Below are 22,827 nucleotides of genomic sequence, written 5' to 3'. Positions count from 1 at the left end.
TTTGTTCGAGGTGATCTTGTTCGCGTTGCCGAGGCTGGTGCGGCACTCGGCCCCGGGCATCATTCTAATGCGCCGCGGGCAAACTGTGAGCGTCGGCATGCGGCAGTCTTGCCCGCGTGCCGGCTGGTTTTCAGAGAGGGAAAGGACGGCGAAGGTTCAACGTCCGTCGCAGCGGGGCCGCGTGCGCAATGCGGCAGTATCCGATGCGATTGCGTATAGCGGAATTCAGGGCAGCAGCTGCAACAGCTGCTGCGGATCATGCGTCAGCGCGTCGGCTTCCCAGGTGGTCGGCGCGCTGTGGCCGCAATAGCCCCAGGCGGCGGCCACCGTGGGCATGCCGGCGGCGCGGCCGGCCTGGATGTCGCGCAGGTCGTCGCCGACGTACCAGCAGTCCTCGGGCGCCAGCTGCAGCCGTTTGGCGGCTTCCAGCAGCGGCGCCGGATGCGGCTTGGGATGCGGCGTAGTGTCGCCGGAGACGAGGCAGGCGGCATGGCCCAGGCCGATCTGCGGCGCCAGCTTGTCGGTGAAGCGGGCGGCCTTGTTGGTGACGATGCCCCAGGCGATGCCGCGCGCTTCCAATTGCGCCAGCAGTTCGGGCACGCCGTCGAAGAGGCGGCTGTGCACGGTCATGCTGGCTTCGTAGCGGTCGAGGAAGCGCACGCGCAGCTCCTCGTACCGCGAGTCGCCGGGATGGATGTCCAGCGCCGCGCCGATCAGTCCGCGCGCGCCGGCCGAGGCGACCGGGCGCAGGTTCTCATAGGGCGCCGGCGGCAGGCCGCGTTCCTCGCGCAGGAAATTGGCGGCGGCGGCCAGGTCGGGGGCGGTATCGGCGAGCGTGCCGTCGAGGTCGAACAGGATCGCGCGCGGTGGGCGTAAGGGCATGGCGGTGCAGGGCAGGTTGAGGAAAACGGCTGGCCGCGGCGAGAGCGCCGCGGCGGGCCGCTGTCAGGCAGCAGGCTTGGTGCAGGCGACCAGGTAGTTGACGTCGGTGTCCTGGTTCAGCGAATAGATCCTGGTCAGCGGGTTGTAGCTCATCCCCTTGAAGGCGTCGATCTCCAGGCCGGCTTCGCGCGTGTAATGCGCCAGTTCGGCCGGGGTGATGAACTTGGCGTAGTCGTGCGTGCCCTTGGGCAGCATGCGCAGCAGGTATTCGGCGCCGACGATGGCCAGCAGGTAGGACTTGGGATTGCGGTTGAGCGTGGAGAAGAACACCTTGCCGCCCGGTTTGGCCAGCGCAGCGGCGGCGCGCACGATGGAGGCCGGGTCGGGCACATGCTCCAGCATTTCCATGCAGGTCACCACGTCGTACTGGCCGGGTTCGCGCGCGGCCAGGTCTTCGGCGGCGATCTTCTCGTAGCGCACCTGCACGCCGGACTCCATGCTGTGCAGGTCGGCCACCTTCAAGGCCTTGTCCGAGAGGTCGATGCCGGTGACGTCAGCGCCCTTTTGCGCCATCGATTCGGCCAGGATGCCGCCGCCGCAGCCGATGTCGACGACTTTCCTGCCGGACAGCGGGGCGCGTGCGTTGATCCATTCCAGGCGCAAGGGATTGATTTCGTGCAGGGGGCGGAATTCGGAACCCGGGTCCCACCAGCGGTGGGCCAGTTCACTGAATTTCTGGATTTCTTGGGGATCGGCGTTGGTAGCATTCATAGGCTGAATGATAGCCCAAAGAGGGGCGGACGTCGGAAGTGGGGAGGCGGCGCAAATCAAATAGCCATAAAAAAACCCCGCCGAAGCGGGGTTCATTACAGCCTTGTAGCGTCAATCGATTACTTGCGGGTACCCACAACTTCGATTTCCACGCGGCGGTTCTTGGCGCGGCCGGCTGCAGTCTTGTTGTCTGCGACCGGTTGCGACTTGCCCTTGCCTTCGGTGTAGACGCGGTTGGCTTCAACGCCCTTGGACACCAGGTATGCCTTGACGGCTTCAGCGCGGCGAACCGACAGCTTCTGGTTGTAGGCGACGGCGCCGACGGAGTCAGTGTGGCCGACGGCGATGATCACTTCCAGGTTGATCGCCTTCAGGTTGCCGACCAGCTCGTCCAGCTTGGCCTTGCCGGCCGGCTTCAGGACAGCCTTGTCGAAGTCGAAGAACGCGTCAGCGGCGTAGGTCACTTTTTCCGAGGTCGGAGCGGCCGGAGCGGCGGCAACCGGAGCAGCCGGAGCAGCAGCAGCAACTGCAGGAGCAGGCGGCTCTTCGCAAGGACCGTTCACGAAGGCGGTGTTCCAGCACAGGCCATAGCCGCTGCGGGTCACGACATCACGGCCATCTTGCAGGTACAGGCTGCCCGGACGAACCTTGATGTCCTTGATTTCCTGAGCGCTGGCAGACAGAGCGATGGCTGCGGACGCAGCAGCGAAGACGAGTTTTGCTAATTTGTTCATGTTTCTCCTCTCGGGTGAGATATCCGCAGATAAACTGCGCTACAAGATTACGACATCAAAAAAATGAATAATATCATGTGTTCAGGTCGTCACAGGCCCTTGTTCCGTGGGGCTTGCAATGAACTTAGCCGCCATTCTGCCACACGGATTGCCCTTCAGTGATGCTTGCTAATTGGTCCAGACAACGTTTTTGGGACTGTGTTGTTTTCGCACAACGCGATTTTTTTGGCGGTTTTTTGTTCCTCCGGAGCCAGAAAAATGCCGATTTTTGCAAGAATCTCCTTATTTTTCATGCAGTTCCCTGTTTTTCAGTCGGGTAATTATTCCTGTTCTGCAAGAATGCTGCGATGCGAGCGAAGCTTCAGGTATTCCCCGATGGCGGCGCAGTGAAAAAGCGGTTCCAGCGATTTCCCCGGTTTTATTTCCGGCGGTGATGTGAGTATCTGGCGGCATATCCTTCCGGAAATTTCCGGCGTCGCCAGTTCTAATATATATACGCGCATGCCCAGGGTCGCCATCGCCTGCCGCCCTCCATGGCCGCGGGCCATCGGTTCGGCCGGGGCGGAGAGCCCCGCGCCGGCCGCCGACCCGGCGTTTGGCACTCCCGGCGTGCTAGAATGTGCTGTTCAGATCACGTCCAAGGGCACGGCCCGCTCGGGGTGACTTTTCGACCGAGAAACATCTTTCGACTCTCCAATGGATCAATTCGCTAAAGAAACCATCCCCATTTCCCTCGAAGAAGAGATGCGCAAGAGTTACCTCGATTACGCGATGAGCGTGATCGTGGGACGTGCACTGCCGGATGTGCGCGACGGCTTGAAGCCGGTGCACCGCCGCGTGCTGTATGCGATGCATGAGATGAACAACGTGTGGAACCGTCCGTTCGTCAAGTGCGCCCGCGTGGTCGGCGAAGTCATGGGTAAATATCACCCGCACGGCGACGCGTCGATCTATGACACCCTGGTGCGCATGGCGCAGGATTTCTCGCTGCGCTACACCCTGGTGGACGGGCAGGGCAACTTCGGTTCGATCGACGGCGACGGCGCCGCGGCGATGCGTTACACCGAGTGCCGCCTGGACAAGATTTCCAACGACCTGCTGGCCGACATCGAGAAGGAAACCGTCGATTTCGTGCCCAACTACGACGGCAAGGAAAAGGAGCCGTCGGTCCTGCCGACCCGCATCCCCAACCTGCTGGTCAATGGATCCTCCGGCATCGCCGTGGGCATGGCCACCAACATCCCGCCGCACAACATCACCGAAGTGGTCAACGGCGCGCTGCACCTGCTGGCCAACGACCAGTGCACCATCGATGAGTTGATCGAGCTGATCCCGGCGCCCGACTTCCCCACCGGCGGCATCATCTACGGCGTCTCCGGCGTGCGCGATGGTTATCGCACCGGCCGCGGCCGCGTGGTCATGCGCGCCAAGACCCACTTCGAGGAATACGGCCGCGAAGGCCGCATCGCGATCATCGTCGATGAGCTGCCCTACCAGGTCAACAAGAAGGCGCTGCTCGAACGCATCGCCGAGCTGGTGCGCGAGAAGAAGCTGGAAGGTATCTCCGACCTGCGCGACGAGTCCGACAAGTCGGGCATGCGCGTGGTCATCGAACTGAAGCGCGGCGAAGTGCCCGAAGTGGTGTTGAACAACCTGTACAAGCAGACCCAGCTGCAGGACACCTTCGGCATGAACATGGTGGCGCTGGTCGACGGCCAGCCGCGCCTGCTGAACCTGAAGCAACTGCTGGAATGCTTCCTGTCGCATCGCCGCGAAGTGGTCACCCGCCGCACCGTGTTCGAGCTGCGCAAGGCGCGCGAACGCGGCCACGTGCTGGAAGGCCTGGCGGTCGCGCTGGCCAACATCGACGATTTCATCGCCATCATCCGCGCCGCGCCGACGCCGCCGATCGCCAAGAGCGAACTGATGGCGCGCGCCTGGGATTCGTCCACCGTGCGCGAGATGCTGGCGCGCACCGGCGAAGCCAACGAAGGCGGCATCGCCGCCTTCCGTCCGGAAAGCCTGCCTGCCCATTACGGCATCCAGTCCGATGGCCTGTACAAGCTGTCCGACGAGCAGGCCCAGGAAATCCTGCAGATGCGCCTGCAGCGCCTGACCGGCCTGGAGCAGGACAAGATCGTCAACGAATACAAGGAAGTGATGGCGCAGATCGCCGACCTGCTGGACATCCTGTCCAAGCCGGCGCGCGTGACGGCCATCATCACCGACGAGCTCAACGCCGCCAAGAACGACTACGGCATCGGCGCCAAGGACGAGCGTCGCTCGACCATCGAGCTCAACGCCACCGACCTCGGCACCGAAGACCTGATCACGCCGCAGGACCTGGTGGTGACCTTGTCGCACACCGGCTACATGAAGTCGCAGCCGGTCTCCGAGTACCGCGCGCAGAAGCGCGGCGGCCGCGGCAAGCAGGCCATGGCGACCAAGGACGACGACTGGATTGACCAGCTCTTCATCGCCAACACGCACGATTACATCCTGTGCTTCTCCAACCGCGGCCGCCTGTACTGGCTGAAGGTGTGGGAAGTGCCGCAGGGTTCGCGCAACTCGCGCGGCAAGCCCATCGTCAACATGTTCCCGCTGCAGGACGGCGAGAAGATCACGGTGATCCTGCCGCTGTCGGGCGCCAACCGCACCTTCCCCGAGGATCGCTACGTGTTCATGGCCACCAGCCTGGGCACCGTCAAGAAGACCCCGCTGTCGGACTTCTCCAACCCGCGCAAGGCCGGCATCATCGCGGTCGACCTCGATGAGGGCGACTTCCTGATCGGCGCCGCGCTGACCGACGGCGCGCACGATGTGATGCTGTTCTCCGACTCCGGCAAGGCGGTGCGCTTCGACGAGAACGACGTGCGTCCGATGGGCCGCACGGCGCGCGGCGTGCGCGGCATGAACCTGGAAGAGACGCAGCAGGTGATCGCGTTGCTGGTTGCCGAGAACGAGCAGCAGTCGGTGCTGACCGCGACCGAGAACGGCTTCGGCAAGCGCACCCCGATCACCGAGTACACCCGCCACGGCCGCGGCACCAAGGGCATGATCGCGATCCAGACCAGCGAGCGCAACGGCAAGGTGGTTGCCGCCACACTGGTCGAGTCGACCGATGAAATCATGCTCATCACGACCGGCGGCGTGCTGATCCGCACCCGCGTGTCGGAGATCCGCGAGATGGGCCGCGCGACCCAGGGCGTGACCCTGATCGCGGTGGAAGACGGCACCAAGCTGTCGGGCCTGCAGCGCGTGGTCGAATCCGACGTCGAGGATGCGATGGAGGCGGCCGAGGGTGGCGAAGCGGGAGAGACCGGTGCTTCCGCCGGCGGCGAAACGCCCGCAGCCGACGAGTAACAAGCTTCAGACACAAGGCGGCTCACCACGGATGAGCCGCCTTTTTTGATTGTGATGGCAGATATGGTCTACAACTTTTCCGCAGGACCCGCGGTATTGCCCAGGGAAGTGCTGCAGCAGGCAGCCGACGAGATGCTGGACTGGCACGGCAGCGGCATGTCCGTCATGGAGATGAGCCACCGCGGCCGCGAGTACATGTCCATCATCGAGGCGGCGCTGCGCGACGTGCGCGAGCTGTTTGCGATCCCTTCCAACTACAAGGTACTGTTCCTGCAAGGCGGGGCCATTGCCGAGAACGCCATCATCCCGATGAACCTGGCGGCGCTGCGCTCCCCTGCGGGCAAGCGCGAGCCGGGCGTGGCCGACTACATCAACACCGGTTCCTGGTCGGTCAAGTCGATCAAGGAAGCCGGCCGTTATTGCACCGTCAACGTCGCCGCCTCCTCGGCCGGGCACAAGTTCTCCAGCATCCCGGCGCGCGCCGACTGGAAGCTGACGAAGGACGCGGCCTACGTTCACATCTGCAGCAACGAGACCATCGACGGCGTCGAGTACCAGTACGCGCCGGACGTGGCCGCCGACACCAACGGCGCACCGCTGGTGGCCGACATGTCCTCGCACATCCTGTCGCGCGAGGTCGACGTCTCCAGGTACGGCGTCATCTACGGCGGCGCCCAGAAGAACATCGGCCCGGCCGGCCTGACCATCGTCATCGTGCGCGAAGACCTGCTGGGCCATGCGCTGCCGTACTGCCCCTCGGCCTTCGACTGGAAGATCGTGGCCGACAACGACTCCATGTACAACACCCCGCCGACCTACGCGATCTACATCGCCGGCCTGGTGTTCCAGTGGCTCAAGCGCCAGGGTGGCGTGGCCGCGATGGAGCGGCGCAATATCGCCAAGGCCGAGCTGCTGTACGGCTACCTGGACAGCACCGATTTCTACAGCAACCGCATCGCCGCAGATTGCCGTTCACGCATGAACGTGCCGTTCTTCCTGGGCGACGAGTCGCTGAACGACGCATTCCTCGCCGGCGCCAAGGAGCGCGGGCTGCTGCAGCTGAAAGGCCACAAGTCGGTCGGCGGCATGCGCGCATCGATCTATAACGCGATGCCGATCGAGGGCGTACAAGCCCTGGTCGATTACCTCAAAGAATTCGAAAAGCAATACGGCTGACATCGGCGCGGCGGATCTCCGGGATTCGCCGCGACCATGCCCGCGGCATCTCCGTTCGCCATGCGGGCGGGCGTAGCGCGTCGTGCGGCAAGACAGGCACAGAGACCAACGCGCCGCGCATCCGCACAAGGGGCGGATGCGCGGCCGCCAGAACATGAGAGAGCAAGATGAGTGACGACAAGTTGCTGCCGCTGCGACAGAAGATCGATGCCATCGATACGCAGATCCTCGACCTGCTGAACCAGCGCGCCCGCGTCGCGCAGGAAGTGGGCCACGTCAAGGCCGAGACCAATGCGCCGGTGTTCCGCCCCGAGCGCGAGGCCCAGGTGCTGCGCAAGGCGGCCGAGCGCAATCCCGGCCCCTTGCTGGGCGCCGATATCCAGACCATCTTCCGTGAAGTGATGTCGGCCTGCCGCGCGCTGGAAAAGCGCGTGGTGGTGGCTTACCTCGGCCCCGAAGGCACCTTCAGCGAGCAGGCCGTGTACCAGCAGTTCGGCCATGCCATCGAAGGCCTGCCCTGCGTCTCGATCGATGAAGTGTTCCGCGACGCCGAGGCCGGCACCGCCGATTTCGGCGTGGTGCCCATCGAGAATTCCTCCGAAGGCGTGATCAACCGCACGCTGGACCTGCTGCTGCAGACCACGCTGACCATCAGCGGCGAAGTCGCCATTCCCGTGCACCACAGCCTGATGACCCGATCCGGCGGCATGGACGGCATCGCCCGCATCTGCGCCCATTCGCAGGCGCTGGCCCAGTGCAATGCCTGGCTCAACCAGAATTATCCCGGCATCGAGCGCCAGGCGGTGGCCTCCAACGCCGAGGCCGCGCGCATGGCCAGCGAGGACCCCGCCGTGGCGGCGATCGCCGGCGAGATCGCGGGGCAGAAGTACAACCTGCAGACCGTGAACGCCCATATCCAGGACGACCCGCACAACCGCACCCGCTTCGCCGTGATCGGCCGCCTGCGCACCGCGCCTTCGGGGCGCGACCAGACGTCCATCGTGCTGTCGGTGCCCAACAAGGCCGGCGCGGTGTACAGCCTGCTGGCGCCGCTGGCCAGGCACGGCGTGTCGATGACGCGCTTCGAGTCGCGCCCGGCGCGCATGGGCGCGTGGGAATACTATTTCTACGTCGACCTCGAAGGCCACGAGCAGGATGAGAAGGTCGCGCAGGCGCTGGCCGAGCTTAAGCAGAACGCCGCCTTCTTCAAGCTGCTGGGTTCCTACCCGCTGGGCCTGTAAGGCCTGCGACGAGCATGATCATCGCGCCGCCGGCGGCGGCGCGGCCACCATTTCCAGGAAAGACCAAGATGTCCAAACAACTCGCCCCCGACTACGTCCGCGCCATCGCTCCCTACCAGGCCGGCAAGCCCATTGCCGAGGTGGCGCGCGAATTCGGCCTGGACGAGGCCGCCATCGTCAAGCTGGCGTCCAATGAGAACCCGCTGGGCATGCCGGAATCGGCCAGGCTGGCGATGCAGCAGGCGGTGGCTGAACTGGGCCGCTATCCCGATGCCAACGGCTTCGAGCTCAAGGCCGCCATCAGCGCCAAGTACGACGTGCCGCAGAGCTGGGTCACGCTGGGCAACGGCAGCAACGACATCCTCGAGATCGCCGCGCACGCTTTCGTGCAGCCCGGGCAATCGGTGGTGTATGCGCAGTACGGCTTCCTGGTCTACGCCTTGGCCACCCAGGCCGTCGGCGCGCGCGCCATCGAGGTGCCGGCCAAGGACTTCGGCCACGACCTGCAGGCCATGGCGCAGGCGATCACCGCCGACACCCGCCTGGTGTACCTGGCCAATCCCAACAACCCGACCGGCACCTTCGTTTCCGCGGCCGAGCTGGAAGCCTTCCTGAAGGCGGTGCCGGCCGACGTGGTGGTGGTGCTGGACGAGGCCTACAACGAATACCTGGCCGCCGAGCACCAGTATGAGTCGACCGCCTGGGTGCGCCAGTATCCCAACCTGGTGGTCTCGCGCACCATGTCCAAGGCCTATGGCCTGGCCGGCCTGCGCGTCGGTTTCGCGATCGCCCAGCCGGAAGTGACCGACCTGATGAACCGCATCCGCCAGCCCTTCAACGTCAACTCGCTGGCCCAGGCCGCGGCCGTGGCGGCGCTCAACGACCAGGCCTTCCTGCGCAAGAGCGCCGAAGTCAACAGCGCCGGCTATGGCCAGCTGACCGCGGCGTTCGACGAGCTCAAGCTCAGCTATGTGCCGTCCTACGGCAACTTCGTGCTGGTGAAGGTCGGCGAGGACGACGGCGCCGGCGCGCGCGTGAACCTGGCGCTGTTGAAGAAAGGCATCATCGTGCGACCGGTGGGCAACTACGGCTTGCCGCAATGGCTGCGCATCTCCATCGGCCTGCCGGAAGAGAACGCCGCCTTCATCGCCGCCCTGAAAACCGTTCTCGCCTGAGTTTGCCGTGTTCAACAAAGTCGTCATTTTCGGCGTCGGCCTGATCGGTGGATCCTTCGCGCTGGCATTGCGCCAGGCCGGGCAGGCCGCGCAGATCGTCGGCGTCGGCCGCTCCGCCGAGAGCCTGGCGCGCGCGCGCGAGCTGGGCATCATCGACGCCATCGCGCTGGACCCGGCCGCCGCCGTCGAGGGCGCCGACCTCATCCTGCTGGCCGCGCCGGTGGCGCAGACCGAAGCCATCCTGGCGTCCATCGCGCCGCACCTGGCGCCGCACGCGCTGGTCACCGACGCCGGCAGCACCAAGAGCGACGTGGTCGCCGCAGCGCGCAAGGCGCTGGGATCCCGGATCGCGCAGTTCGTGCCGGGCCATCCCATCGCCGGACGCGAGAAGCACGGCCCCGAGGCCGCGCTGGCCGACCTGTATGTGGGCAAGAAAGTCGTGATCACCGCCTTGCCGGAGAACGACGCCGCCGCTGTCGAGCGCGTGGCCGCCGCCTGGCAGGCCTGCGGCGCGGTGATCCATCGCCTCTCGCCGCAGGAGCATGACGCCGTGTTCGCCTCGGTCAGCCACCTTCCGCACGTGCTGGCCTTCGCCCTGGTCGACGACATCGCCGGCAAGCCGCACGCCGACACGCTGTTCCAATATGCTGCCAGCGGTTTTCGCGATTTCACCCGCATCGCCGGCTCCTCGCCGGAGATGTGGCGCGACATCACGCTGGCCAACCGCGACGCGCTGTTGACCGAAGTGGACGCCTACCTGGCGCAGTTGGCCTCGATGCGCCAGATGATCGCCGCCGGCGACGGCGCGGCGCTGGAAAAAATCTATGCGAGCGCACAGCACGCGCGGCTGCAGTGGGCGGGCGCCATCGAGGCAGCCGAGCGCAAGCCGTCCTGAGCCGGCGCTGGCATACAATGTGGCCGCGGCGAGCGCGGCACCCAGATCAACCTTCCTATCGAATTGCGATGAAACAGCCTTCCTACCCCCGACATATCGACCTGGCGCCGGTGCCGCACGTGCAGGGCACGGTCAAGCTGCCGGGCTCGAAAAGCATCTCCAACCGCATCCTGCTGCTGGCCGCGCTGGCCGGCGGCACCACCCGCATCCTCGACCTGCTGGCCTCGGACGACACGCTGGTCATGCTGATGGCGCTGCAGACGCTGGGCGTGAAGTGGGAGCAGATCGAGGGCACGCAAGACTACATCGTGCACGGCGTCAACGGCGTGCTGCCGGTGCACCAGGCCGACCTCTTCATGGGCAACGCCGGCACCGCGATCCGCCCGCTGACGGCGGCGCTGGCCGTGCTGGGCGGCGACTACACGCTGCATGGCGTGCCGCGCATGCATGAGCGGCCCATCGGCGACCTGGTCGACGCGCTCAACGCGGTCGGCATGCGCATCGACTACACCGGCAATCCCGGCTATCCGCCGCTGCACATCCGCCGCGGCCAGCTGAGCTCCACCCGCATGAAGGTGCGCGGCAACGTGTCCAGCCAGTTCCTGACCGCGCTGCTGATGGCCGCACCCCTGATGGCGCGCGAAGAGCCGATGCAGATCGAGGTGGTCGGCGAACTGATTTCCAAGCCCTACATCGAGATCACGCTGAACCTGATGCGCCGCTTCGGCGTCGAGGTCGAGCGCGACGGCTGGCAGCAGTTCACCATCCAGGCCGGCCAGAACTACCGCAGCCCGGGCACCATCCACGTCGAAGGCGACGCCTCCTCGGCCTCGTATTTCCTGGCCGCGGGCGCCATCGCCGGCGGGCCGATCCGGGTCGAAGGCGTGGGCCGCGACAGCATCCAGGGCGATGTGCGCTTCGTGGAGGCGCTGGAGCAGATGGGCGCCACCATCACCATGGGTGAGAACTGGATCGAGGCTTCGTCCAACGGTCCGCTAAAAGCCATCGATACCGACTTCAACCATATTCCCGACGCCGCCATGACCATCGCCGTGGCCGCGCTGTACGCCGACGGCCCCAGCACGCTGCGCAACATCGCCAGCTGGCGCGTCAAGGAAACCGACCGCCTGGCCGCCATGGCCACCGAGCTGCGCAAGCTCGGCGCCGAGGTGGAGGAGGGGGAAGACTATCTCAAGGTGACGCCGCCGGCCGAGATCGGCGCGGCCGCCATCGATACCTACGACGACCACCGCATGGCCATGTGTTTCTCCCTGGCATCGCTGGACGGCGCCTTGCGCCGCGGCAACCGCATCCGCATCAACGACCCCAAGTGCGTCGCCAAGACCTTCCCGGATTACTTCGCCGTCTTCAAAAAGATTGCCGAGCAAACCCTGATCTGATACACCCTGTTCTATTGCGTAAATTATTTTCTCGGACAGGTTTGCATGGAAAAAGCGAAAATTCCGGTCATCGCCATCGATGGCCCGACCGCATCGGGCAAGGGCACGGTGGCACAAAGGGTGGCTCAGCAGCTGGGCTTTCACTATCTCGATTCGGGCGCGCTGTACCGGCTGACGGCCCTGTCCGTGCTGCGGCGGGGCGTGGCGCTGGATGACGAGCACGCGCTGGCCAAGGCGGCCGAGCACTTGCATTGCCACTTCGACGGCGCCCACATCTTCCTGGCCAACGAGGACGTGACCCAGGCCATCCGCGCCGAAGAGGTCGGCAACACGGCCTCGAAGATTGCCGCCCTGATAACGGTGCGGCAGGCCCTCTACGGCCTGCAGCTGGGCTTTCGCAAGCCGCCCGGCCTGGTCGCCGACGGCCGCGACATGGGGACGGTGATCTTCCCCGGCGCCCGCCTGAAGGTGTTTTTGACCGCCAGTGTGGACGCGCGCGCCACAAGGCGCCATAAGCAATTGATTGACAAGGGTTTTTCTGCTAATATCGCAGACCTTTCCAGGGATTTGAAGGAACGCGACGAACGCGACATGAATCGCTCGTCGGCGCCGTTGAAGCCCGCGGAAGGCGCATATCACCTGGATACTTCCGACATGACCGCTGATGAAGCGGTGCAGCAGGTGCTCAGTTGGTACGCCGCCCTGGAGCATTGACCGGCTTGATTCCAAGCCGGCCGGCCCGGGAAGGCAAGGCAGGACAAAGTTTCGCAAGTGTTGTAACCGTGTAGTCCCGTTGGTGCCGGGCGGATGCAAAGTCCGCCAGGTGTTGATAAACCTAACCCGATATTCCATGCCGCCGGCGCAATGTTGTATGCGAAGGCGACAGTGCAAGTCAGCGCGATTGCATCGAACGGATACCGGCCAATCTATATTTTTCAATTTATGTCTACCACTACCGTTATCGCTGCAGGTGTTGATACCTCCGGCGAATTTGCTGCTCTGTTTGAAGAATCGCTGTCGCGTCAGGACATGCGTTCGGGTGAAGTCATTTCGGCAGAAGTCGTGCGCCTGGATCACAACTTCGTGATCGTGAACGCCGGCCTGAAGTCCGAAGCTTTCATCCCTGTTGAAGAATTCAAGAACGACAACGGCGAAGTCGAAGTCAACGTCGGCGACTTCATTTCCGTTGCGATCGAATCGCTGGAAAACGGCTTCGGCGACACCATCCTGTCGCGCGACAAGGCCAAGCGTCTGGCATCGTGGCTCTCGCTGGAAAAGGCGATGGAGTCCGGCGAGATCGTCACCGGCACCGTCAACGGCAAGGTCAAGGGCGGCCTGACCGTTCTGACCAACGGCATCCGCGCCTTCCTGCCGGGTTCGCTGGTCGACACCCGTCCGGTCAAGGACACCACCCCGTTCGAAGGCAAGACCCTGGAATTCAAGGTCATCAAGCTGGACCGCAAGCGCAACAACGTCGTTCTGTCGCGCCGTGCCGTGATCGAAGCCTCGATGGGCGAAGAGCGCGCCAAGCTGATGGAAACCCTGAAGGAAGGCACCGTCGTCACCGGTATCGTCAAGAACATCACCGACTACGGCGCATTCGTCGACCTGGGCGGCATCGATGGCCTGCTGCACATCACCGACCTGGCATGGCGTCGCGTGCGTCACCCGTCGGAAGTCCTGTCGGTTGGCCAGGAGATCACCGCCAAGGTCCTCAAGTACGATCAAGAGAAGAACCGCGTTTCGCTGGGCGTCAAGCAACTGGGCGACGATCCCTGGACCGGTCTGTCGCGTCGCTACCCGCAAGGCACCCGCCTGTTCGGCAAGGTCACCAACCTGACCGACTACGGTGCGTTCGTGGAAGTCGAGCAAGGCATCGAAGGCCTGGTGCACGTCTCCGAAATGGACTGGACCAACAAGAACGTGGCTCCGAACAAGGTTGTCCAGCTGGGCGACGAAGTCGAAGTCATGGTCCTGGAAATCGACGAAGAGCGTCGCCGTATCTCCCTGGGCATGAAGCAGTGCAAGCCGAATCCTTGGGATGACTTCGCGATGAGCCACAAGAAGGGCGACAAGGTCCGTGGTTCGATCAAGTCGATCACCGACTTTGGCGTGTTCATCGGCCTGACCGGCAACATCGACGGCCTGGTGCACCTGTCCGACCTGTCCTGGACCGAAGCCGGCGAAGAAGCCGTGCGCAAGTTCAAGAAGGGCGACGAACTGGAAGCCGTGGTCCTGGCCATCGACGTCGAGCGCGAGCGCGTTTCGCTGGGCGTGAAGCAACTGGAAGGCGACCCGTTCAACAACTTCGCCGCCCTGAACGACAAGGGCGCGATCGTGACCGGCACCGTCAAGTCGGTGGAGCCGAAGGGCGCCGTGATCGCCCTGAGCGAAGAAGTCGAAGGCTACCTGCGTGCATCCGAAATCTCCCGCGACCGCGTGGAAGATGCCGGTACCCACCTGAAGGTCGGCGACTCCGTCGAAGCTCTGGTGATCAACATCGACCGCAAGGCTCGCAGCATCCAGCTGTCGATCAAGGCAAAGGACAACGCCGAGACCCAGGAAGCCATGCAGAAGATGTCGGCCGACTCCAACGCTGCATCCGGCACCACCAGCCTGGGCGCACTGTTGAAGGCCAAGTTCGACAACAAGAACTGATCTTCGGTCCACGATGACAAAGTCGGAGCTGATTGCCCGCTTGGCTGAGCGTTATCCGCAGCTGGTTGCTAAGGATGCGGATTACGCGGTCAAAACCATCCTCGATGCCATGGTCGACGCGCTTGCGACCGGCCAGCGCATCGAGATCCGCGGTTTTGGCAGCTTTGCGCTGAATCGGCGCCCGCCGCGCATCGGCCGCAATCCCAAGTCCGGCGACAAGGTGATGGTTCCTGAAAAACGGGTGCCTCACTTCAAGCCGGGCAAGGAATTGCGCGAGCGGGTGGACGCCATGGTGGGGCAACCCATCAGGGAAGACTGAAGCGATCGGCGATGCCTGAGCATCTCGAGGGGCGGACATGCGATGCATGTCCGCCCTTTGTCTTTTACGCGGTGGCGATGGCGCGGAAAATGTGCGAAGGAAGCGCGTCCCGCAGAGCCCGGCGAGCTGTAAATTCCCGGCGGCGGCCCTCGCGGCCTTCTTTGCCCCGGTTTTTTTCACGTACAATTCCACAGTTTCGCATTCGCCGTTCCGGCAGCGCTGCTGTCGGCTGCTAACCCTACGAAAGGACTACGCCATGAAAATAGTGTCGAGATTGATTGCGGCCATCCTGTTCGTCCTTTTCTTTTTCTTCGCGCTGCGCAATACCCAGGAAGTGACCATGCACCTCTTCCTCGGCTATGAGCGCACCGATCCGCTGGTGCTGGTCCTGCTGGCCTTCTTCGTGGTCGGCGCCGTGCTGGGCGTGCTGGCGATGACGCCGATGGTGTTCCGCCATCGCCGCGAAGCCGCGCGCTACAAGAAGGCGCTGGCGCAGATCCAGAAGCAGCAGGAGGAGATCGCCCAGGTCCAGGCCCAGCCGCCGCTGCCGGACAGCGTGATCACGGCGCAGCACATTCTCTAATTTTCCCTCTCGTTTATGGAATTTGAATTCTGGTGGTTGCTCGGCATTCCCGTCTTCTTCGGACTGGGCTGGATTGCCGCGCGGGTTGACATCAACCAGCTCCTGTCGGAGTCGCGCACCTTGCCGCGCGGCTACTTCAAGGGCCTTAATTTCCTGCTCAACGAGCAGCCCGACAAGGCCATCGACGCCTTCATCGAAATCGTCAAGCTCGACCCCGAAACGGTGGAGCTGCATTTCGCGCTGGGCAACCTGTTCCGCCGCCGCGGCGAGACCGAGCGCGCCATCCGTGTGCACCAGAACCTGCTGGCGCGTCCCGACCTGCCGGCCGAGCATCACGGCCACGCGCTCTACGAGCTGGGCCAGGATTACCTGAAGGCCGGCCTGCTGGACCGCGCCGAGGAAACCTTCAACAAGCTGATCGACACGCAATACAGCGCCCAGGCAGGACGCGCGCTGCTGGAAATCTACCAGCGCGAGAAGGAGTGGACGCGGGCCATCTCGGCCGCCGAGATCCTGCAGGCCACCGGCGCCGGCGGCCGCCAGCGCGAGATCGCGCAGTTCTACTGCGAGCTGGCCGCCGACGAGCTGGTGCGCACCAACGCCGACGCCGCCATCGCCCTGCTCGACAAGGCGCTGGGCGCCGACCGCAAGAGCGTGCGCGCCACCATGCTGATGGGCGACGCGCTGCGCGCCAAGGGCGACATCGAAGGCGCGCTGGAAACCTGGCGCCGGGTCGAGCACCAGAGCGTGCCGCACACGGCGCTGGTGGCGCAGCGCCTGATGGACGGCTACCTGGCCGTGGCGCGGCCGCAGGAAGGCATCAACCTGCTGCGCGCCTATCTCGCCGAGGCGCCTTCGATCGACCTGCTGGAAGTGGCCTTCAAGGCCGTGCTGGACGCCGAAGGCGTCGAGGCCGCCAACAACCTGGTCAGCGAAGAGCTGCGCCGCACACCGACGCTGCTGGGCCTGGACAAGTTCCTGGAGGCGCGCATGATGACGGCGCCGCAGAACGTGCGGCCGGAACTGTCGGTGGTCAAGACCCTGGTGCACGGCTACACGCAGAAGCTGGCGCGCTACCAGTGCAGCCATTGCGGGTTCAAGGCGCGCCAGTTCTATTGGCAATGCCCGGGCTGCAGCCATTGGGAAACCTATCCGCCGCGCCGCACCGAAGAATTGAATGTCATGAATTGAGGCCTTGCCGCCTCCATTGAAAAAGAATCTGGATCCGCCATGAAAATCACCATTATCGGCACCGGCTATGTGGGCCTTGTGACCGGCGCCTGCCTGGCCGAATTGGGCAACGACGTGTTTTGCCTGGACGTCGACCAGTCCAAGGTCGACATCCTCAACAACGGCGGCATTCCCATCCATGAGCCGGGCCTGGAAGACGTCGTGGCGCGCAACCGCGCCGCCGGCCGCCTGCAATTTTCCACCGACGTCGCCGCCAGCGTGGCGCACGGCGATATCCAGTTCATCGCCGTCGGCACCCCGCCCGACGAGGACGGCTCGGCCGACCTGCAATACGTGCTGGCCGCCGCGCGCAACATCGGCCGCCACATGAGCGGTTTCAAGGTGGTGGTGGACAAATCCACCGTGCCGGTCGGCACCGCCGACAAGGTGCGCGCCGCCATCGCCGACGAGCTGGGCCTGCGCGGCCAGGCCGGCGCCGCATTCTCGGTGGTCTCCAATCCGGAGTTCCTCAAGGAAGGCGCCGCGGTGGAGGACTTCATGCGCCCCGACCGCATCGTCATCGGCCACGACCAGACCGCCGACGGCCTGCGCGCCCAGGCGCTGATGAAGAAGCTGTACGCGCCCTTCAACCGCAACCACGAGCGCACCTACTGGATGGATGTGCGCTCCGCCGAATTCACCAAGTACGCGGCCAACGCCATGCTGGCCACGCGCATTTCGTTCATGAACGAGCTGGCCAACCTGGCCGACAAGGTCGGCGCCGACATCGAGGCGGTGCGCCACGGCATCGGTTCCGATCCGCGCATCGGCCACAGCTTCCTGTACGCCGGCTGCGGCTACGGCGGCTCCTGCTTCCCCAAGGACGTGCAGGCGCTGGAACGCACCGCGCGCGACTACGGCCAGGAATTGCTGATCCTGCAGGCGGTGGAAAACGTCAACAACCTGCAGAAGCACGTGCTGGGCAAGAAGGTCGTCGCCCGTTTCGGCGAAGACCTGGCCGGCAAGCACTTCGCGATCTGGGGCCTGGCGTTCAAGCCCAACACCGACGACATGCGCGAAGCCTCTTCGCGCGTGCTGGTCGGCGAGCTGGTGCGCCGCGGCGCCACCGTCGCGGTGTACGACCCGGTGGCGATGAAGGAGGGCGCGCGCGTGCTCAAGCTGGACTTCGCCGGCGAGGCCGGACTGCTGGCGCGCATCCGCTTCGCCGAGAGCCCGATGGACGCCCTGCAGGGCGCCGACGCCCTGACCATCGTCACCGAATGGAAGGCCTTCCGCAGCCCGGACTTCGAGCGCGTCAAGGCGGCGCTGAAGAACCCGGTGATCTTCGACGGCCGCAACCTGTTCGAGCCGCAGGTGATGGCCGACAGCGGCATCGAATACTACGGCATCGGCCGTTCGCTGGCCGGCCAGGCCTGATCCGGAGACCGTCATGGATATCGCCGCAGCCTGGGATTCCGCCCGCATCCTCATCGTGGGCGACGTCATGCTGGACCGTTACTGGTTCGGTGAAGTCAACCGCATTTCGCCCGAGGCGCCGGTGCCGGTGGTGCGCGTCGAACGCCGCGAGGAGCGCCTGGGCGGCGCCGCCAACGTCGCGCGCAATACCGCCAGCCTGGGCGCCAGGACCGCGCTGCTGGGCGTGACCGGCGACGACGAACCGGCCAGCGTGGTGGAGAGCATGCTGGGCGAGATGGGCATCGCCAGCCACCTGAACCGCGACGCCACCATCTCCACCATCGTCAAGCTGCGCGTGATCGGGCGCCAGCAGCAGCTGGTGCGCATCGACTTCGAGGAGTCGCCCACCGACGACGTCCTGCGCGACAAGCTCACGCAGTTCAACTCGCTGGTGGCCGACTATGACGTCATCGTCTTCTCCGACTACGCCAAGGGCAGCCTGGTCAACGTGGCCGAGATGATCGCGGCGGCGCGCAAGCTGGGCAAGCGCATCCTGGTCGATCCCAAGGGCGACGATTTCTCGCGCTACGCCGGGGCCTCGGTGCTCACGCCCAACAAGTCGGAGATGGTGCGCATCGTCGGCCAGTGGAAGGGCGAGGAAGACCTCACCGCGCGTGCGCAGAACCTGCGCGCGCAGCTGAACCTGGAAGCGCTGCTGCTGACCCGCTCGGAAGAGGGCATGAGCCTGTACCGCGACGGCGACGTGCGGCATTTCCCGACCATGGCCCGTGAGGTGTTCGACGTCTCCGGCGCCGGCGACACCGTCATCGCCACGCTGGCCGTCATGCTGGGCGCCGGGGCGCCGCTGGTGGACGCGGTCACCATGGCCAACCGCGCCGGCGGCATCGTGGTGGGCAAACTGGGCACGGCCACCGTCACCCGCGAGGAGCTGCTGGAGGGCTGAGGTAAAGGCCGGCCGCAGTGTGAATATGCGGTCAATTTCTCGTTGAATTTCTGTCAACATCCAACGGACGGCTTCGTTGAGCAAAGGCAGCGTCACCTTGCGGTGCGCTGCCTTTTGTCTTTCCGATCATCATTCCCGAAAGGATCCAGCATGTTGAAGAAATTCCTCCTGTTCATCGTCACCTTTGTCATGGCCGCCGGCATGGCCTTCGCCGAGGTCGACGTCAACAAGGCCGACCAGGCCGCCCTCGACGGCGTGCGCGGCATCGGCCCGTCGATGTCCAAGCGCATCCTGGAGGCGCGCCAGAAGGGCGGCAGCTTCAAGGACTGGGACGACCTGCAGAACCGCGTCAAGGGCATCAAGGAAAAGAGCGCGCTGAAGCTGTCGGCCAACGGCCTCACCGTCAATGGCCAGCCCAAGGCCGGCACCGCCCAGGTCGCCAAGGCTGTGGGCAAGGGCAACAAGGCGGCGGCCGTGATCCGGGAGCAGGGCGCCGGACTGCCCGACGCCATCAAGAAGTAAACCGCGGGCGCACGACGGCGGCCCGGATCCCGGGTTGCCGCCGTTGCGCTACCGGCGGCGCCCCCGGGGCGCAACGCGCCGCGCGGGATGCTGACAAATCGATAAGCAAACCCTTGTTTCTCCAAAAAAATGCGGTTACAGTTGGCCGAGCCATAGACCGGCGACTGCCTCAGAATGCAGCTTGTCTGCCCAGCGACGGACGCGTCTGCGCCCATGTGGCCAAGGCGCGGGCCGGAAACGGCCTTGCGCGGCGGAAAGCGGCGGGATCGGTCGGAGGGCTGCCGGATCGCATCAGGGCATGCGCATTTCCCGTTCACCCATTGCAGATGAATCATGAAAATCGCCGAGCTCCCAGCCAATGAAGAAGCCCGCATCGAGGCCCTGCATTCGCTGCACATCCTGGACACGCCCCCGGAAGAGCGCTTCGACCGCCTGACGCGGCTGGCGCGCCGCCTGTTCGACGTGCCCATCGCAGTGGTGACGCTGATCGACGTCAACCGCCAGTGGTTCAAATCCTGCGTCGGCCTGGGTGACGCCACCGAGACCACGCGCGAGGTCTCCTTCTGCTCGCACGCCATCCTCAGGGACGACATCACCGTCGTCACCGATGCCACCCAGGACGAGCGCTTCTCCGGTAATCCGCAGGTCACCGGCGAACCCCATATCCGTTTCTACGCCGGCTGCCCGATCAAGAGCGAGAGCGGCTACAACCTCGGCACGCTGTGCCTGGTGGACATGAAGGTCCGCAACTTCGACGCCGACGACCGCGCGCTGCTCAAGGACCTCGCCGCCATGGTCGAGCAGGAGCTCACCGCCGTGCGCCTGGCCACCATCGACGACCTGACCAAGCTGTCCAACCGGCGCGGCTTCGAGGCGCTGGCCCAGCATGCGCTGGGGCTGTGCAAGCGGGTCTCGCGCCCGGCCTGCCTGCTGTACTTCGATCTCGACATGTTCAAGCAGATCAACGACCGCTTCGGCCATGCCGAGGGCGACACCGCGCTGATGAATTTCTCCTCGCTGCTGGCCGGCAACTTCCGCGAGTCCGACGTCATCGGCCGCCTGGGCGGCGACGAGTTCGCCGTCTTCCTGACCAACACCTCGATTACCGAAGCCGAGCCCGTACTCAAGCATTTCGAGCGCGCCGTGCAGCAGCTGAACCAGCACGGTGCGCGTGAATACGACCTGCGCTACAGCGTCGGCGCGGTCGAGTTCGATCCGGCGGTGCACGACAGCATCGGCGACCTCATGCAGAACGCAGACGCGCTGATGTACAAGCAAAAGAGCGAGCGCCGCGCCTCTGCCGGCTGATTGCCGGGCCATCCTTCCCGTTGCCTGCACGAGCGCGCCGCGCTCCCGCCGAGGCGCGGCCACGCCAAAGGCGATGACGGCGGCGAAATAGCTTAAAATGCCCCCCTGAGCCAAAAAGCCGACCGCAGCCACCGTCATGTCTTATCAAGTCCTCGCCCGCAAGTACCGTCCCCGCAGCTTCGACACCCTGGTCGGCCAGGAGCACGTCGTGCGCGCGCTGACGCACGCGCTCGAGCAACAGCGGCTGCACCACGCTTACCTCTTTACCGGCACCCGCGGCGTGGGCAAGACCACGCTCTCGCGCATCCTGGCCAAGTCGCTGAACTGCGTCGGCCCCGACGGCAACGGCGGCATCACCGCCGCGCCGTGCGGCGTATGCGAGGCCTGCACGGCGATCGACGCCGGCCGCTTCGTCGACTACATCGAGATGGACGCCGCCTCCAACCGCGGCGTGGACGAAATGGCGCAGCTGCTGGAGCAGGCGATCTACGCGCCGTCCAATGCCCGCTTCAAGGTCTACATGATCGACGAAGTGCACATGCTGACCAACCACGCCTTCAACGCCATGCTGAAGACGCTGGAAGAGCCGCCCGAGCACATCAAGTTCATCCTGGCCACCACCGATCCGCAGAAGATTCCGGTGACAGTGCTGTCGCGCTGCCTGCAGTTCAACCTCAAGCAGATGCCGCCGGGCCACATCATCGGCCACCTCGACAACATCCTGAACCAGGAAAACATCGAATTCGATCCGCAGGCCCTGCGCCTGCTTGCGCAGGGCGCCTCCGGCTCCATGCGCGACGCCCTCTCGCTGACCGACCAGGCGATCGCCTACGCCGCCGGCCGCGTATCGCTGGAAGCGGTGCAGGGCATGCTGGGCGCCCTCGACCAGTCCTACCTGATCCGCATCCTCGACGCGCTGGCCGCGCAGGACGGCGCCGCGCTGTTGGGTGTGGCCGACGACATGGCCACACGCAGCCTCTCGTACAACGCCGCGCTGCAGGACCTGGGCACCTTGCTGCACCAGGTGGCCCTGGCGCAGAGCGTGCCGGCCGCGCTGGCCGACGACCTGCCCAATCGCGAGGACGTGCTGCGCCTGGCTTCGCAATTCAGCCTTGAGCACGTGCAGCTGTTCTACCAGATCGTGGTGCACGGCCGTAACGAGCTGGGCCTGGCGCCCGACGAATACGCCGGCTTCAGCATGACGCTCTTGCGCATGCTGGCCTTCCGCCCGGTCAGCGCCAGCTCCGCCGCGCCTGCGCCCGCCGCCGGCGGCGCGCCTGCCGCCCGTCCCGCACCTGCATCCGCCGCGCCGCGCCAGGCAGCCCCGCTGATGGCCCCGCAGGCGGCCGTGACGAGCGCGCCGGTCAGCCGTCCGGCGCCGGTCCAGCAAGCGCCTGCGCCCCAGGTCGCGTCTGCTGCCCCAGCGCCGGCGGCCAACCCGGCCGCATCGGCGCGCGAAGCCGCGATGATGGCGGTGCGCGCCTCCCTCAAGGGCGGCAAGGCGCCAGCACCGGCTGCGCGCCCGGCGCCTGTCGCCGCTCCCGCGGCCGTCCCGGCGCCCGCGCCTGTCGCGGCTGCGCCTGCACCATCGGCAATGCCGTCCGATGTGCCCGACATGCCGGAGCCGCCGCCGTTCGACTCCATCCCGCCGTGGGAAGAAGACGCGACGCCGGCCGGCTTCGACGCTCAAAAAAAAACTGAATATTCCCCGCCACCCGAACTAGAAGCGGCGCCGGTCGCGCAGCGCCCATCCGCGCCGCAGCGTCCGCCGGCGACCCCGGCGCAGAAGCAGGAAACCGCGCGCATCGCAAGCGAACTGGGCTGGGACGGTCACTGGCCGACGCTGGCCGCCAGCCTCGCCCTGCGCGGCGTGGCGCACCAGATGGCCTTCCAGAGCGAACTGGTGCGCTGCGAAGGACTGGCCGGCGGCAACGTCTGTTTCCATTTGCGCATCCCGCTGGAGACCCTGCGCTCCTCGGGCAGCGTGGAAAAGCTGATCGCCGCGCTGTCCGAACGCTTCGGCAAGGAAGTGCGGGTGGAGACCGAGATCGGCGCCGTGGCCGACACCGCCAACGCGGTGGCCGAGGCCGACCGCGCCGAGCGCCAGCGCAAGGCCGAGCAGCAGATGCAGAACGATCCCTTCGTGCTGTCGATGATGCGCGAGTTCAACGCCACCATCGTGCCGGGATCGATCCATCCCATGTGAGGCGGCGCAGCTTCCCCGGTTTTCCGGGCCGCGCGCCAAACGAG

General features: G+C 65.3%; 21 protein-coding genes. 16 read left to right on the top strand and 5 right to left on the bottom strand.

Annotation, left to right across the window (positions count from 1 at the left end; genetic code table 11):
- Positions 1–225 precede the first annotated feature (225 nt).
- From Herbaro_RS17170 to Herbaro_RS17150, 5 genes are all read right to left on the bottom strand, one after another.
- The gene (locus Herbaro_RS17170) at positions 226–882 is read right to left on the bottom strand and encodes an HAD family hydrolase (protein ID WP_275010830.1); all 657 of its coding nucleotides are present in this window, start codon (positions 880–882) and stop codon (positions 226–228) included.
- A 63-nt stretch (positions 883–945) separates the two neighbouring features.
- Positions 946–1,653: a bifunctional 2-polyprenyl-6-hydroxyphenol methylase/3-demethylubiquinol 3-O-methyltransferase UbiG gene (ubiG, locus tag Herbaro_RS17165; RefSeq protein ID WP_275010829.1), complete on the bottom strand. Its 708-nt coding sequence runs from the start codon at positions 1,651–1,653 to the stop codon at positions 946–948.
- A gap of 119 nt (positions 1,654–1,772) precedes the next feature.
- Entirely contained in the window at positions 1,773–2,387 is a 615-nt protein-coding gene (ompA, locus tag Herbaro_RS17160) for an outer membrane protein OmpA (RefSeq protein WP_275010828.1), read from the bottom strand.
- 155 nt (positions 2,388–2,542) lie between these two features.
- Entirely contained in the window at positions 2,543–2,680 is a 138-nt protein-coding gene (locus Herbaro_RS17155; protein ID WP_275010827.1) for a hypothetical protein, read from the bottom strand.
- 27 nt (positions 2,681–2,707) lie between these two features.
- Positions 2,708–2,905: a hypothetical protein gene (locus tag Herbaro_RS17150; protein ID WP_275010826.1), complete on the bottom strand. Its 198-nt coding sequence runs from the start codon at positions 2,903–2,905 to the stop codon at positions 2,708–2,710.
- 178 nt (positions 2,906–3,083) lie between these two features.
- On the opposite strand from Herbaro_RS17150, the gene gyrA reads away from it, so the two are divergent.
- The 16 genes from gyrA to Herbaro_RS17070 all read left to right on the top strand — a co-directional run bounded on the left by gyrA (position 3,084) and on the right by Herbaro_RS17070 (position 22,783).
- Complete coding sequence (gene gyrA, locus Herbaro_RS17145; RefSeq protein ID WP_275010825.1) at positions 3,084–5,750, top strand: DNA gyrase subunit A; 2,667 nt, start codon at positions 3,084–3,086, stop codon at positions 5,748–5,750.
- A 63-nt stretch (positions 5,751–5,813) separates the two neighbouring features.
- Positions 5,814–6,926, top strand: a complete 1,113-nt coding sequence (gene serC, locus Herbaro_RS17140) for a 3-phosphoserine/phosphohydroxythreonine transaminase (protein ID WP_275014043.1) — start codon at positions 5,814–5,816, stop codon at positions 6,924–6,926.
- A gap of 167 nt (positions 6,927–7,093) precedes the next feature.
- A complete protein-coding gene (pheA, locus tag Herbaro_RS17135; protein ID WP_275010824.1) occupies positions 7,094–8,167 on the top strand; it encodes a prephenate dehydratase in 1,074 nt (357 codons plus the stop codon).
- A gap of 68 nt (positions 8,168–8,235) precedes the next feature.
- Positions 8,236–9,342, top strand: a complete 1,107-nt coding sequence (gene hisC / locus Herbaro_RS17130; protein ID WP_275010823.1) for a histidinol-phosphate transaminase — start codon at positions 8,236–8,238, stop codon at positions 9,340–9,342.
- A gap of 7 nt (positions 9,343–9,349) precedes the next feature.
- The gene (locus tag Herbaro_RS17125) at positions 9,350–10,237 is read left to right on the top strand and encodes a prephenate dehydrogenase (protein ID WP_275010822.1); all 888 of its coding nucleotides are present in this window, start codon (positions 9,350–9,352) and stop codon (positions 10,235–10,237) included.
- A 68-nt stretch (positions 10,238–10,305) separates the two neighbouring features.
- Entirely contained in the window at positions 10,306–11,637 is a 1,332-nt protein-coding gene (gene aroA, locus Herbaro_RS17120) for a 3-phosphoshikimate 1-carboxyvinyltransferase (RefSeq protein WP_275010821.1), read from the top strand.
- A gap of 45 nt (positions 11,638–11,682) precedes the next feature.
- Entirely contained in the window at positions 11,683–12,351 is a 669-nt protein-coding gene (gene cmk, locus Herbaro_RS17115; protein WP_275010820.1) for a (d)CMP kinase, read from the top strand.
- Positions 12,352–12,666: 315 nt separating this feature from the next.
- Positions 12,667–14,295, top strand: a complete 1,629-nt coding sequence (gene rpsA, locus Herbaro_RS17110; RefSeq protein WP_275010819.1) for a 30S ribosomal protein S1 — start codon at positions 12,667–12,669, stop codon at positions 14,293–14,295.
- A gap of 13 nt (positions 14,296–14,308) precedes the next feature.
- On the top strand, positions 14,309–14,614 hold the full coding sequence (locus tag Herbaro_RS17105; protein ID WP_006462119.1) for an integration host factor subunit beta: 306 nt from the start codon (positions 14,309–14,311) through the stop codon (positions 14,612–14,614).
- 256 nt (positions 14,615–14,870) lie between these two features.
- Entirely contained in the window at positions 14,871–15,197 is a 327-nt protein-coding gene (locus tag Herbaro_RS17100; protein WP_275010818.1) for a LapA family protein, read from the top strand.
- Positions 15,198–15,212: 15 nt separating this feature from the next.
- Positions 15,213–16,388: a lipopolysaccharide assembly protein LapB gene (gene lapB, locus Herbaro_RS17095; RefSeq protein ID WP_275010817.1), complete on the top strand. Its 1,176-nt coding sequence runs from the start codon at positions 15,213–15,215 to the stop codon at positions 16,386–16,388.
- Positions 16,389–16,427: 39 nt separating this feature from the next.
- Positions 16,428–17,804: a UDP-glucose dehydrogenase family protein gene (locus Herbaro_RS17090; protein ID WP_275010816.1), complete on the top strand. Its 1,377-nt coding sequence runs from the start codon at positions 16,428–16,430 to the stop codon at positions 17,802–17,804.
- A gap of 13 nt (positions 17,805–17,817) precedes the next feature.
- Positions 17,818–18,747, top strand: coding sequence for a D-glycero-beta-D-manno-heptose-7-phosphate kinase (gene rfaE1, locus Herbaro_RS17085; protein ID WP_275010815.1), 930 nt, complete (start codon positions 17,818–17,820; stop codon positions 18,745–18,747).
- Positions 18,748–18,897: 150 nt separating this feature from the next.
- Positions 18,898–19,269, top strand: a complete 372-nt coding sequence (locus Herbaro_RS17080; protein WP_275010814.1) for a ComEA family DNA-binding protein — start codon at positions 18,898–18,900, stop codon at positions 19,267–19,269.
- A 333-nt stretch (positions 19,270–19,602) separates the two neighbouring features.
- Positions 19,603–20,577, top strand: coding sequence for a sensor domain-containing diguanylate cyclase (locus Herbaro_RS17075; RefSeq protein WP_275010813.1), 975 nt, complete (start codon positions 19,603–19,605; stop codon positions 20,575–20,577).
- A 136-nt stretch (positions 20,578–20,713) separates the two neighbouring features.
- Positions 20,714–22,783 carry a DNA polymerase III subunit gamma/tau gene (locus tag Herbaro_RS17070; RefSeq protein WP_275010812.1) on the top strand — a complete coding sequence of 690 codons (2,070 nt, stop codon included), beginning with the start codon at positions 20,714–20,716 and terminating at the stop codon, positions 22,781–22,783.
- Positions 22,784–22,827 lie beyond the last annotated feature (44 nt).

It is taken from the genome of Herbaspirillum sp. WKF16, from assembly GCF_028993615.1.
Taxonomy (GTDB): domain Bacteria; phylum Pseudomonadota; class Gammaproteobacteria; order Burkholderiales; family Burkholderiaceae_D; genus Herbaspirillum.
Note: the sequence above shows the minus strand (reverse complement) of the source record. Positions and strands in the feature narration are given on the sequence as shown.